This window comes from Curtobacterium sp. JUb34, from assembly GCF_003755065.1.
GTDB lineage: Bacteria > Actinomycetota > Actinomycetes > Actinomycetales > Microbacteriaceae > Curtobacterium.
In genome coordinates, this window is record NZ_RJVH01000001.1 from 373,509 (window position 1) to 385,486 (window position 11,978).

Sequence of the window (11,978 nt, forward strand, 5' to 3'; positions counted from 1 at the left end):
GCAGCGCGACGAACGCGACCCGACGCGACGAACGCACCCCGGGAACGACGAAAGGGACGGCCGAAGCCGTCCCTCCCGATGCGCGGAACAGTCTTACTTGACCGCAGCCTTGAGCTTCGAGCCGGCGCTGACCTTGACCGAGTCGCTCGCGGCGATCTCGATGGCCTCACCCGTCTGCGGGTTGCGGCCGGTGCGGGCGGCGCGGTGCGTCTTCTCGAAGGCGATCCAACCGGGGATCGTGACCTTCGTGCCGTCCGCGACGGACGACGAGACGACGCTGAAGAGCGCGTCGACGACGCCGTTGACGGTGGCCTGGCTCTGGCCGGACTCGGCGGCGACGGCAGCGACGAGCTCGGTGCGGTTCAGTGACTTGTCAGCCATGGATGTCCTCCTCGGACTTCTTGCAGTATCGGTCGGACGAGCGTGCCGTCCGGCGCCCGGAGCGGTTGCCCCGTGCCACGGTGCCAGTGGGCCGAGGGCCCGGCGGAACCGGAGTTGAACCTACCAGCCGCAGGGGGTGAAAACAGCCGACTCGCCCGGATTTCCGGGCTTGTCGGGCTCGGAGACGGGTGCTGGAGGGGCAGATGTGACGAATGACGGGTCGCATGTACCCCGTACACAGCGAACGCCCCGCCACCAGGAGGTGACGGGGCGTCGGGTACTGCGAGTGCTTACCAGGAGCTCTTCGTGATGCCGGGGAGCTCTCCACGGTGCGCCATGTCGCGGAAGCGGACACGGCTGATGCCGAACTCACCCAGGTGGCCACGGGGGCGGCCGTCGATCGCGTCGCGGTTGCGGTAGCGGATCGGGGATGCGTCGCGGGGCAGCTTCTGCAGGCCCACGCGAGCGGCCTCACGCGACTCGTCGGTGCCGTTCGGGTCCACGAGGGCCTTCTTCAGCTCGAGACGACGCTCGGCGTAGCGCGCGATGATGACGGCACGCTGGTTGTTCTTCGCGATCTTGCTCTTCTTCGCCATGCTTAGCGCTCCTCACGGAAGTCGACGTGCTTGCGGATCACCGGGTCGTACTTCTTCAGCACGAGACGGTCGGGGTTGTTCCGACGGTTCTTCTTGGTCACGTACGTGAACCCGGTGCCCGCCGTCGAGCGGAGCTTGATGATCGGACGGATGTCCTGACCCTTTTTCGCCATCAGATCTTCTCCCCACGGGCGAGGACGTCCTTGACGACGGACTCGATGCCGCGTGCGTCGATGACCTTGATGCCCTTAGCGCTGACGTTGAGCGTCACGTTGCGACGCAGCGACGGCACGTAGTACGTCTTCTTCTGCACGTTCGGGTCGAAGCGGCGCTTCGTCCGGCGGTGCGAGTGCGAGATGTTGTGACCGAAGCCGGGAACGGCGCCGGTCACCTGGCACACTGCTGCCATGGTTTCCTCCTGAGGTACCGTGCGACCGGACGGCCGCACCCAAGTTCACTTGCCTGGTGCGCACGCGCAGGACCACCGGAGTGGTGCATGCGAGGGGGTTGTGCACACCGCCCAGGCCCGCAGCCCCTGTCGAAGGGGGAACGAGCACCACGCGACCGCGGCGTTCGCGACGGTCGGAGGGCTTGGAACAACGGGTCCACCACGCGGAGGTGGAGAACCAAGGGGAGAGCCTACGCGAGGTCCGGGCGTGTCGCAAGCGCACGCACCATGAGCTCCCCGAGCTCGAGCGGTGCCGTGAACATCGGCCAGTGTCCGGTCTCGAGTCCGACGATGCTGAGTTCCTCGGTGGCGACGAGTTCCTCGGCCCAGGTCTGGTGGTCGGCCACCATCGTCGCGAGCTCGGTCGCCGGGATCTCGCAGGTGATCACCGTCGCCGGGATCGTGTGCCGGGCTGCGTCGGCGTAGTGGAAGCGATCGGACGGCACCGCGGCGGGCTCCGGGATCGCCCGGTGCTCGAACGCTTCGCGCAAGGACGGCGTCATCCCGCGCACCGTGGCCGGCTCCCAGACGTCCCACGACGGCAGCGGGACCACACCGTCGACCACGGGCAGCTCATCGTTGACGCAGCCACCGGCGGGGCCGGGGAACGTGTCGACGTACAGCAGGTGCGCGACGAGCGAGGGCCGCTGGTCGGCGGCCATGTACGCGATCGGTCCGGCACCGGAGTGTCCGGCGAGCACGACGGGCTCGTCGGGGCTGGCGACGTCGTCCAGGCGCTCCACGAGCGCCGCGACCTGCTCGTCGAGCGTGTCGCCGTCGCGGGTGATCGCCTCGACCGTGTGGCCCGCCTGCAGCAGCACCGGGGCGACGTCGTCCCACGCGCTCGCGTCGAGCCAGAACCCGGGGACGAGGATGACGTGCATGGCGCGGACCCTACTCGCCGGCGGCGTCGCCGGTCCGCGATCCGGTTCCGGTTCCGGTTCCGGCAGCCGCCGCCGTGCACACCGCGCACTCGCCGAAGATGTCGACGACGTGGCTGGCGTTCGTGAACCCGTTCGCCGCGGCGACGTCCTGCGCCCACTGCTCGACGGGGTCCGCCTCGATCTCGACGGTCCGGCCGCAGTTCCGGCAGATCAGGTGGTGGTGGTGCGCGTCCGTCGTGCAGGCCCGGTACAGCGATTCGCCGTCCTGCTGCAACGAGTCGGCGTCGCCCTCGGTCGCCAGGTCGGCGAGCGCCCGGTAGACGGTGGCGAGACCGATCGTCGAGCCCTCGTCACGCAGGTGCTGGTGCAGCGCCTGCGCACTGACGAACCCCTCGGTGGAGTCGAGGGCCCCGCGCACCGCTTCGCGCTGCCACGTGTTCCGCTTGACCTTCTGCACGGCGTTCATGCTGGCACCTCTTCCTTCTGGCCGGCTGCCGGCTTCGTCCCGGTGGTTCCGGTTCCGGTGGTTCCGGTTCCGTTCGTTCCGGACGGGAGGCCCGGTGCGCCCCCGCCACGCTGGTCGCGGCGGACGACCCGGTCGCGTCCACGGCGGTCGCGCCTGGCCCCGACGATCCGGCAGACCACCCAGATCGCGAACGAGATGGTCGTCACGTAGGGGCTGATCGGCAGACCGCCGCCGAGTGCGAGCAGGATGCCACCGACGACCGACACCACGGCGAACACCGTGGACAGCACCGGCACGACGACCGGGTGCGAGCTGAGCCGCAGGGCCGCGGCCGCCGGGGTGACGAGCAGCGACAGCACGAGCAGCGCGCCGACGATCTGCACCGACACCGCGGTGGCCAGACCGAGCACGAGCATGAACACGATCGCGAGGGTCCGTACCGGGATGCCGGCCGCCGCGGCCACGTCGGGGTCCACCGACGCGAACATCAGCGGGCGCCAGATGACGAGCAGGGTCGCGACGACGATGGCGGCGATGACGATCAGGAACGTCAGCTGCGGGTTGTCCACCGACACGATCTGGCCGGTGAGCAGCCCGAACTTGTTGGCCGCACGCCCCTTGTAGAGCGCCAGGCACAGGATGCCGAGCCCGAGGCCGAACGGCATGAGCACCGCGATGATCGAGTTGCGGTCGCGCGCCCGCGAGCCGAGCACCCCGATGAGCAGCGCTGCGATCACCGACCCGACGAGCGAGCCCGTGACGACGTTGACGCCGAGCAGCAGGGACGCGCTCGCGCCGGCGAAGGACAGCTCCGAGATGCCGTGCACCGCGAAGGGCATGTTCCGGGCGACGACGAACGGGCCGATGAGCCCGCCGACGATGCCGAGCACCGCGCCGGCCCAGATCGAGTTCTGCACCAGGGCCAAGAGCTCGCCGTAGTCCTGGAACGAGAAGACCGTCGACAGGACGTCCATCAGATCCGCCCTTCGTCCGACGCCGGGGCGTGCGGGTCGACCTCGCCGTGGTGGTGGTCGTGCGCGTCGTTCGCGCCGACGATGACGATGCGGCCCATCGTGCGGACGACGTCGACGGGGGTGCCGTACAGGTCGCTCAGGACGTCGGCACGCAGGACCTCGTCCGGGGAACCGATCCGGAACCGGCCGCCGGCGATGTACAGGACCCGGTCGACGACGTCGAGGATCGGGTTCACGTCGTGCGTCACGAACAGCACGGCGGCCTCGTGCTGCCGACGCTGCCGGTCGATGAGCTCGGTGACGCCGCGTTGGTGCCGGAGGTCGAGCGAGATGAGGGGTTCGTCGCACAGCAGCAGCGCCGGGTCGGCGGCGATGGCCTGACCGACGCGGGTGCGCTGCTGCTCACCGCCGGACAGCTCGGCGACCGGGGCGTCCGCGAACGCGGTGGCACCGACCTCGTCGAGGATCCGGTCGATGCGGGCCCGGTCGGCCCTCGACGTCGGCAGGACGCCCCAGCGGTGTCCCGTCACGCCCTGCGCGATCATGTCGCGCGCGCGCAGCGGGGTGCCGGCCTCCATGAGCCGCTGCTGCGGGATGTAGCCGATCTTTCGGTGGCCGCGACGGACGGGCTGGCCGAGGAACGACATCGTGCCGCTCGTCAGGCGCTGCTGCCCGAGCACCGTGCGCAGGAGTGAGGTCTTGCCGGCACCGTTGGGCCCGAGGACCGCGACGAACTCCCCCGGCGCGATGTCGAGGTCGAGGTGGCCCCAGAGCTTCCGCTCACCGAAGGACAACCCGGCGTCGCGCAGCGCCAGGACCGGACGGGCCGCAGCCCGGTCGTCCACCGAGGTGGTCGCCGGGCTGTCGGTCGTCGCTGCTGCGGTCGAGGTCGTCACTTCTGGAGCGCCGCCTGCACCGCGTCGATGTTCGCCTGCTGCCACGAGACGTAATCCTGCCCCTTGGGGAGCGTCTCCGTGACACCGACCACCGGGACGTCGTTGTCCTCCGCCGCCTTCTTGACCTGTTCGGTCTCGGGGCTGGAGGTCTGGTCGTTGTAGGCCAGGAGCTTCACGTCGCCGCTCGTGAACAGCGCGAGGGTGTCCCTGAGGGCGGCCGGCGGCACGTCGTCGTCCTCCTCGATCGCCTCGGAGAAGGCGTCGGGGGTCTCGTTGTCCAGGCCGATCGCGTCGAACAGGTAGCCCGGCACCGGCTCAGTGTACGCCACCGCGTCGCCGTCGTACGTCTTCTTCAGGTCGGCGGTCTGGGACTCGAGGTCCTCGAGCTTCGTGGTCAGCGCTTCAGCGTTCTGCTCGAACGTGGCCTTCTCGCCTTGGTCGAGCGCGGACAGGCGCTTCGTGACGTCGTCGACCAGCTTCACCATCGTCGGGTAGCTGTAGAACACGTGCTCGTTGAACTCGGCGTCGCCACCCCTGTCCAAGCCGGACAGCTTCACGACGTTGATCGTGTCGGCCGTGGTGTCCGACGCGTCGGCGAGCGTGGTCATGAAGTCGTCGTACCCGCCGCCGTTCTCGATGAGCAGGTCGGCCTTCGACACCGCGAGCTGGGTGCGGGCGCTCGATTCGAACGAGTGCGGGTCCTGCGAGGGGTCGTCGAGGATGCTCGTGACCGACACGTGGTCGCCACCGATCGACTCGACGATCGAGCCGTAGACGTTGGTCGAGGCCACGACGGCGATCTTCCCGTCGCTGTCGGCGTCGCCCGAGCTCGAAGACGTCGCGCAGCCCGTCAGGGCGAGCGCGGCGGCGCCGGCGACGAGCGGGAGGGCGAGGAGTCGGTTGTGCATGCTCCGACGGTAGCGCTTGCTGATAACGATTGTCAAAACCGGTATCAGTGCTCTGGTGGTGACGACAGACGGACAGGAGGCGCGGTGCCAGCTGACACCGCGCCTCCTGTCCGTCACGTGGTGACGTCTACGGCTTGGTGGCCGCCTCGATCGTGTTCTCGGCGATCGTGTCCTCTTCACGCCCGGGCGTGCGGAGGTTCCACTTCTTGATCACGAAACTGAACAGGAAGTAGTACACGACCGCGTAGCCGAGGCCGATCGGGATGAGCCAGATCGCTCCGTCCGCCTTGCCGAAGTTCAGCACGTAGTCGATCGCACCGGCCGAGAACGAGAACCCGTCGTGGATCCCGAGTGCGTTGACCAGCGCCAACGAGGTCCCGGTGAGCACCGCGTGGATGATGTACAGCGGGAACGCCACGAACATGAACGAGTACTCGAGCGGCTCGGTGATGCCGGTCACGAACGACGTGAGCGCGGCCGAGATCATGATGCCGCCGACGAGCTTGCGGTTCTGCGGCTTGGCGTTGCGCCAGATCGCCAGGGCCCCGGCGGGCAGCGCGAACATCATGATCGGGAAGAAGCCGGTCTGGAAGATACCAGCGGTCGGGTCGCCGGCGAGGAAGCGCGGGATGTCGCCGTGCACGATGTCGCCGGCCGCGTTCGTGAAGCTGCCGAGCTGGAACCACGGGAAGAAGTTGAGCAGCTGGTGCAGGCCGATCGGGATGAGCATGCGGTTCGCGAACCCGAAGATGCCGCCACCGATCACGGCGTTGTCCGCAACGGCGGTACCGGCTGCCGTGAGCGCGATGTCGAAGTAGCGGTAGACGAATGCCATGAGCACGGCGATGACGAGACCAGCCGCAGCGGTCAGGATCGGGACGAGGCGACGACCGGAGAAGAAGCCCAGGAAGTCGGGCATCTTCGTGCGGTGGAACTTCTCCCACATGACCGCCGAGACGAGCCCCATCACGATGCCGCCGAGGACACCGAAGTTGATGGTCGCCTGGTCACCGTTCGCGTCCTTGACCCCCGCGAGCACAACCGGGGACATGACTGCGAACACCTGGTACATGACCATGTAGCCGACGACGGCGGCCAGAGCGGTCGTGCCGTCCGACTTCTTCGCCCACCCGATCGCGATGCCGACCGCGAAGAGGAGCGGCAACCAGGTGAAGATGGCCTGTCCGGCAGCCGAGATGACTCCCGCTCCCGTCTCGAAGCCGGGGATCGCGCCGAGCAGATCGGGCTGCCCGATGCGGTTCAGGATGCCAGCGGCGGGCATGACCGCGATCGGCAGGAGCAGGCTCCGTCCGAGGCGCTGGGCGTTGGCGAAGAGCCGGGACTGCTTCTTCGGCTTCTTCTTCTCCGGCACGTCCGTGGCAGTGGTGGCGCTCATCGGAGGTCCTCTCGTCATTGGGTGGAGCTGTCGGGGTGAGTTGAGTCGTGCAGCCAGCGCAGGTAACCTCGGCGGTGTCGCCAGGTCCGGTCCTGTCCGGTCATGACCAGTTCCGTAGTCTGAACCGAGACCGGTCCCGTGTCAACCTGGTACGCAAACCCTTAACGAGGAGGAAACGATGGCCGACATCAAGGCAGCCGACATCATCGCCGCGCTCGGCGGTGCCGACAACATCGAAGAGGTCGAGGGCTGCATCACGCGCCTCCGCGTCGAGGTCGAGGACGGCGATCTCGTCGACAAGGCCGCGCTGCAGGCCGCGGGCGCCCAGGCCGTCGTCGGGGGCGGCACCGGCTGGCAGGTCATCGTCGGCACGGTCGCCGACAACCTCGCGCAGGACATCCAGGACGAACTGTGACGGCGGTCCGCACGCCGTTCGCCGGTCCGGTCGTCGCCCTCGCTGACGTGCCGGACCCGGTGTTCGCCGGCCAGCTCGTCGGTGCTGGCGTGGCCGTCGACCCGACGGGCGTCGAGGGCGCGGTCACCGCGGTGGCCCCGGTCGACGGCACCATCGTGAAGCTGCACCCGCACGCCTTCGCGCTGCAGGGCTCGGCGGGCACGGACGTCCTCGTGCACGTCGGCATCGACACCGTGAAGCTGTCGGGCGAGGGCTTCGAGCTCCTCGCGACCGAGGGCGCGACGGTCACGGCCGGCGACCCCGTCGTCCGGTTCACCCCCTCGGTGATCTCGGCCGCCGGGTACTCGCCGATCTGCCCCGTCGTGGTGCTCGGCTCCGCGCCGGACACCGTCGACCAGGGCACGGTGGGCACTTCGGTACTCGACGGCGACACCCTGTTCGAGGTCTGACCCGGATCCACCCCGGTCCTTCCCGGTCCTTCCCGCCGAAGCGACTGTGCACCGCGAACCGTTCGCGGCACACAGTCGCTTTTGCGTACCCGGCCGGAGACTCAGGCGACCGCAGGGGTCGCCGTGACCTCCATCTGCACGCGGTAGCGGTCCGAGCGGTACCAGCTGCGGGTGTGCTCCACGGGGCGCTCCCCCGCGTACGACACCCGGTCGAACTCGAGCACCGGAGCGCCGGTCTTCGTGCCGAGCAGCGTCGCGACGTCGTCGGCGGCCGGGTTCGCGGCCACCGTCTGCTGCGCGCGGTCGATCGGGGTGCCGTACTCGTTGGCGATGATCGAGTACACCGACCCGGACAGGTCATGGTCGAGCAGGCCCGGGAACGCGTCGGCCACGAGCCAGGCGTCGTCGATCGACACCGGAGCGCCGTCCGCCATCCGCAGCCGCTTCACGTGGAAGGCCGACACCTCGGCGTCGAGCCGCAGGGCCGCCACGGTGTCGCTCGGCGGCACACGCTCCTCGCGCACCAGGACGACCGTCGTCGGCACGTGGCCCATCGCCCGCATCTCCTCGGTGAACGACGCCAGGTGCAACGTCGACTGCACGGGCCGGTGCGCCACGAACGTGCCCTTGCCGCGCACGCGCTCCAGGTAGCCCTCGTTGACGAGCTGCCCGAGGGCTTCGCGCACGGTGATCCGCGAGACGCCGTACTCGGCGATGAGCTGGCGTTCGGACGGGATCGCGGCGCCGGGAGCCAGGCGCGCGGTGGCGAGGTCGAGCAGGATGCGCCGCAACTGCTGGTGCTTCGGTTCGGCACCCTCGGTGATGCGGCTCGTCATGCGTCCCTCGTGCTCCGTTGCTGGTCCTGGGTGGTGGTCATGCGCGGACATGACCAGTTCCCATCACAGTAGCGAGTCGACCTCGGAACGCCAACGTGCGTGACGTTCCGCCTGGGCAGGACGGCGGGGCGCATTGATGTTTCACCGGCTTGACATCACATTCTCAGCTCTGTCAGTGTGACGCTCGAGTCCCACAGGGGGGCGTCCGAAAGGGGAACCATGCAGAACAGCAAGGCGAAGGCATTGATCGGGATCGGTCTGGCAGTGGGCCTGATCGCCGGGCCGGCCACGGTCGCATCCGCGTCAGCGCTCAAGGTCCTCGGGTCCGGCGCGGAAACCGGCGGCGTCACGATCATCGACCCGGGTGCGGGCGTGAGCGGTGAAACCCGCGACTACTCGACGCATGGCGACGGTGGGGGTGGGAGCTTCTGGCAGTGGGGTGTGGGTCGAGACGACACGTGGTCGAACTACTTCCGCGAGAAGCGGTGCCACGGCGCGACCGCCGTCGGCAAGAAGTCGAAGCGCGTGTCGAACGTGCCCGGTGGGAAGTACGCGATGGCGATGACTCCGAAGGCGAGCAGCGGCAACAAGGCGTACTACCACAACTGCTGAGGCGAGGAGCGGGCGCTCCGAGGGAGAGCCCGCTCCTCCGATCGCAAGGGGGAGCATGAACATCCGCTCGGTGACACTCGCGTACGTCGTCCCGCCGCTCCTCGCGTCCGTTCTCGGGTTCATCGGCCTCGTGCAGGTCAGTGAGGCCGGGCTCGTCGGTGCATCGTCGGTGGTGACCGCTGCAGCGGGCGCCGACACCGCGTCGAACCAGCGGGTCGCGAAGTCTCTCGAACAGGTCGCCGAGACCGAGGGCGCGACGATCGTCCGTGTCGTGGCCGATCGCGCGGCACCGACGACGCTCCGCCAGGCGCTGGTCACCGGTGCGCCGTCGAGTCTGGGTGCCGGCTGGCTCAGCGACGGGTACGGCGACTTCACCAGGTCGATGAGCACCACCGTCCTCCCGATGTCGGACCTCGACCACTTCGATCCCGTCGGCTCCTACGCGGTCTTCGGCGACGACGCTGCTCGGCGCGCGGTACTCGATGCCCTTTCCGGCCTCGGCTACGACGTCAGCTCGGAACAAGTGCCGTTCCTGCGCCGCATCGGAGTCAGCGACGGGTTCAGCGGGACGTCCGGCCTCGTCGGCGCCCTCACGTTGGGATGCGTCACGCTGTGCCTGATGGGGACGCTCGGCGCCCCTCGCCGGAGTGCGGTTCGACGACTGCACGGACAGAGCACCGCCTCCATCGTGGTCAGTGAGCTGGCCGAGGTCCGCGGCACCCTGCTCGCCACCGTCGTCGGCACCCCCGTGGTCGCCTTCGGTCTGTTCTTGTACAACGGGCTCGCGTCAGCGGCGACCTTCGCCACAGCAGTCGTCGTGATCGGCACAGCGTTGCTGGCACCGGTCATCGCCGCCCACACGATCGGCACCGTGCTCGCCTGTCGACAGCCGCTGGCCACCGCACTCCGAGGTGCTCGACCCGTCGGAGCGCTCGTGCTCGTCGCGCAGGTCGCCCGCGCGCCCGCGCTCCTCTTGCTCGTCACCGCCGTGTTCGACCTGTCGGGTGCCGTTGCGACCGTCCGTTCCGGGACAGCAGAACGCGACCTCCGAGCCGCAGGTGAGACCGTCCAGCTCTGGGTCACCCCGGACCCCCGTCCGATCGACTCGCAGCAGTACTGGAACCGCATCGGAGCCTTCGCCGGCAGAGCGCTCGAGCAGCGTGATGCGCTGCTCGCCGCGACCGTCGAGGTGTCCAGTGGGCAGGGGAAGTCCACGGTTCCGGCGCTCTTCGTCGACGCTGGCTACCTCGGTCTGCAGGACGTCCGCACCGAGGACGGCAGCCGCATCACCGCCGACGACGCGGACATCTCCGTGTGGATCCCAGCCGACAGTCGACTCGATCGGCGTCGGCTCGTCGCCGCGCTCGCCGACTGGCAGCTGCGCGAAGCGCCCGCCGCCGCGCGGGAGCAGATCACCGGTGGTCGACTTGCACGCCAGCAGGTCTACTCGTACCCGGACGATTCGTCGACGCGCTCCTGGCTCGCTGACGCGGTCATCGTGGTCGTCCCGGAACCCGCGGAGGTCTTCTCCGCCGATCAGCTCGGTTCGTGGCTGTCCACTGGAGACGTGGTGTTCAAGAACCGCACCGTCGCGGAACGGTCGATCAACACGTCAGACGTCCGCAGGGAGTTCAGCGCGGTGGTCGCAGTGGGACAGGTCGCCGCCGAGCAAGCACGGCTCGCGGCCACGATGACCGTGATCGCCACGGCCACGGTGGTCAGCACCCTGATCGTCAGCATCATGCTGGGGCTGCTCGGGACCGTCGCCCACCGGCGTCGCCACGGCCGCGCGCTGTTCGCGAAGCTCGCCAGCGGCACCTCAGCCGTCCGGGCCGACGCCGGGCTCCTGTTCGTCGAGACCGCCCTGGTCTCGATCGCCGTCGTCGCCACTGTCAACTCCTGGTGGGGCGCTCGCCCGGACGGGACCGGGCGCAGCTCGGTACTCGATCCCGTCGCGCAGTCGGCGGGGACCGCCGGAGCACTGGCGCTGCTCGCCATCGCAGTGGTGAGTGCGGTCAACGGCGCCGTCCTGGCCGCCACCGCGCGCAACACCCTCCGGGATCGAGGAAACGGAGCACGATGATCGAGGTACGACACGCATCGAAACACCACGGACGACGGACACTGTGGAACGATCTGTCGTTCGACGTCGCGCGCGGCGAGATCGTCTGCCTGGTCGGGCCGAGTGGCTCTGGGAAGTCCACACTCCTCGACTGCGTGGGACACCTCGATGCGCTCGACTCGGGGACGATCCGCATCGCCGGCGAACCGGTGAGTCGGAACAGGCGGCAGGCTCGACTCCTGCGCCAGCGCTACCTGGGCTACCTGTTCCAGGACTTCGGATTGGTCGCCGACATGACCGCCCAGGCGAACATCGACATCGCTCGGGCATCCCGCGGACCGAACCGTGGGGTCCGGACGAGCGACGCGCTCGACCGCGTCGGCCTGACCGGACGGGCAACCGACCGGGTCCACGAGCTCAGCGGCGGCGAGCAGCAGCGGGTGGCGATGGCGAGGCTCTTGGTGAAGCGCCCGTCGGTCATCCTCGCCGACGAGCCGACCAGCGCTCTCGACGACGGGAACGCTGCGATGGTACTCGACCTGCTGGCCGAACTCGCCGGCGACGGGGCGGCTGTGCTCATCGCGACCCATTCGCCGGCCGTCGAGGCGCTCGCCACTCGGAGCGTCTCGCTGAACGCACCGAGTACGTGACCGCG

Annotated in this window: 16 protein-coding genes; 5 read left to right on the forward strand and 11 right to left on the reverse strand. The window is 69.1% G+C overall.

Going from position 1 to position 11,978, the window contains the following annotated elements; translation table 11 throughout:
* Nucleotides 1-93 precede the first annotated feature (93 nt).
* The 10 genes from EDF63_RS01680 to EDF63_RS01725 form a co-directional block, all read right to left on the reverse strand.
* Nucleotides 94-381 carry an HU family DNA-binding protein gene (locus EDF63_RS01680; protein WP_111085379.1) on the reverse strand — a complete coding sequence of 96 codons (288 nt, stop codon included), beginning with the start codon at nt 379-381 and terminating at the stop codon, nt 94-96.
* Nucleotides 382-671: 290 nt separating this feature from the next.
* The gene (gene rpsN / locus EDF63_RS01685) at nt 672-977 is read right to left on the reverse strand and encodes a 30S ribosomal protein S14 (RefSeq protein WP_017886455.1); all 306 of its coding nucleotides are present in this window, start codon (nt 975-977) and stop codon (nt 672-674) included.
* Nucleotides 978-979: 2 nt separating this feature from the next.
* Nucleotides 980-1,150, reverse strand: coding sequence for a 50S ribosomal protein L33 (gene rpmG / locus EDF63_RS01690; RefSeq protein WP_017886456.1), 171 nt, complete (start codon nt 1,148-1,150; stop codon nt 980-982).
* Nucleotides 1,150-1,386 (reverse strand): 50S ribosomal protein L28, encoded by a 237-nt coding sequence (gene rpmB, locus EDF63_RS01695; protein WP_111085377.1) that lies wholly within the window; start codon nt 1,384-1,386, stop codon nt 1,150-1,152. The genes rpmG and rpmB overlap by 1 nt, the downstream gene beginning before the upstream one ends.
* A gap of 230 nt (nt 1,387-1,616) precedes the next feature.
* Complete coding sequence (locus EDF63_RS01700; RefSeq protein ID WP_123310645.1) at nt 1,617-2,309, reverse strand: alpha/beta fold hydrolase; 693 nt, start codon at nt 2,307-2,309, stop codon at nt 1,617-1,619.
* A 10-nt stretch (nt 2,310-2,319) separates the two neighbouring features.
* Nucleotides 2,320-2,775 (reverse strand): Fur family transcriptional regulator, encoded by a 456-nt coding sequence (locus tag EDF63_RS01705; RefSeq protein ID WP_123310648.1) that lies wholly within the window; start codon nt 2,773-2,775, stop codon nt 2,320-2,322.
* On the reverse strand, nt 2,772-3,749 hold the full coding sequence (locus EDF63_RS01710) for a metal ABC transporter permease (RefSeq protein WP_260232934.1): 978 nt from the start codon (nt 3,747-3,749) through the stop codon (nt 2,772-2,774). The genes EDF63_RS01705 and EDF63_RS01710 overlap by 4 nt, the downstream gene beginning before the upstream one ends.
* A complete protein-coding gene (locus EDF63_RS01715) occupies nt 3,749-4,594 on the reverse strand; it encodes a metal ABC transporter ATP-binding protein (protein WP_123312161.1) in 846 nt (281 codons plus the stop codon). The genes EDF63_RS01710 and EDF63_RS01715 overlap by 1 nt, the downstream gene beginning before the upstream one ends.
* Nucleotides 4,595-4,641: 47 nt before the next feature.
* On the reverse strand, nt 4,642-5,553 hold the full coding sequence (locus EDF63_RS01720; protein ID WP_123310650.1) for a metal ABC transporter solute-binding protein, Zn/Mn family: 912 nt from the start codon (nt 5,551-5,553) through the stop codon (nt 4,642-4,644).
* Between the two features lie 127 nt (nt 5,554-5,680).
* Complete coding sequence (locus EDF63_RS01725; protein ID WP_123310652.1) at nt 5,681-6,949, reverse strand: PTS transporter subunit EIIC; 1,269 nt, start codon at nt 6,947-6,949, stop codon at nt 5,681-5,683.
* Nucleotides 6,950-7,127: 178 nt separating this feature from the next.
* Here EDF63_RS01725 and EDF63_RS01730 point away from each other — a divergent pair, with 178 nt between their 5' ends.
* Together EDF63_RS01730 and EDF63_RS01735 are read left to right on the forward strand one after the other, a co-directional pair.
* Nucleotides 7,128-7,364 carry a PTS transporter subunit EIIB gene (locus EDF63_RS01730; RefSeq protein WP_071253138.1) on the forward strand — a complete coding sequence of 79 codons (237 nt, stop codon included), beginning with the start codon at nt 7,128-7,130 and terminating at the stop codon, nt 7,362-7,364.
* Nucleotides 7,361-7,813: a glucose PTS transporter subunit IIA gene (locus EDF63_RS01735; RefSeq protein ID WP_123310654.1), complete on the forward strand. Its 453-nt coding sequence runs from the start codon at nt 7,361-7,363 to the stop codon at nt 7,811-7,813. The genes EDF63_RS01730 and EDF63_RS01735 overlap by 4 nt, the downstream gene beginning before the upstream one ends.
* Nucleotides 7,814-7,914: 101 nt before the next feature.
* Here the strand turns inward: EDF63_RS01735 and EDF63_RS01740 are convergent, their stop codons facing one another.
* Nucleotides 7,915-8,649: a GntR family transcriptional regulator gene (locus tag EDF63_RS01740; RefSeq protein ID WP_123293453.1), complete on the reverse strand. Its 735-nt coding sequence runs from the start codon at nt 8,647-8,649 to the stop codon at nt 7,915-7,917.
* A gap of 219 nt (nt 8,650-8,868) precedes the next feature.
* On the opposite strand from EDF63_RS01740, the gene EDF63_RS01745 reads away from it, so the two are divergent.
* Genes EDF63_RS01745 through EDF63_RS01755 form a run of 3 tightly spaced genes read left to right on the forward strand, consistent with a single transcriptional unit; the run spans nt 8,869 to nt 11,973 of the window.
* On the forward strand, nt 8,869-9,261 hold the full coding sequence (locus EDF63_RS01745; RefSeq protein WP_123310656.1) for a lactococcin 972 family bacteriocin: 393 nt from the start codon (nt 8,869-8,871) through the stop codon (nt 9,259-9,261).
* A gap of 55 nt (nt 9,262-9,316) precedes the next feature.
* Nucleotides 9,317-11,344 carry a hypothetical protein gene (locus EDF63_RS01750; RefSeq protein WP_123310658.1) on the forward strand — a complete coding sequence of 676 codons (2,028 nt, stop codon included), beginning with the start codon at nt 9,317-9,319 and terminating at the stop codon, nt 11,342-11,344.
* The gene (locus tag EDF63_RS01755; RefSeq protein WP_123310660.1) at nt 11,341-11,973 is read left to right on the forward strand and encodes an ABC transporter ATP-binding protein; all 633 of its coding nucleotides are present in this window, start codon (nt 11,341-11,343) and stop codon (nt 11,971-11,973) included. Before EDF63_RS01750 ends, EDF63_RS01755 begins: the two co-directional genes overlap by 4 nt.
* Nucleotides 11,974-11,978 lie beyond the last annotated feature (5 nt).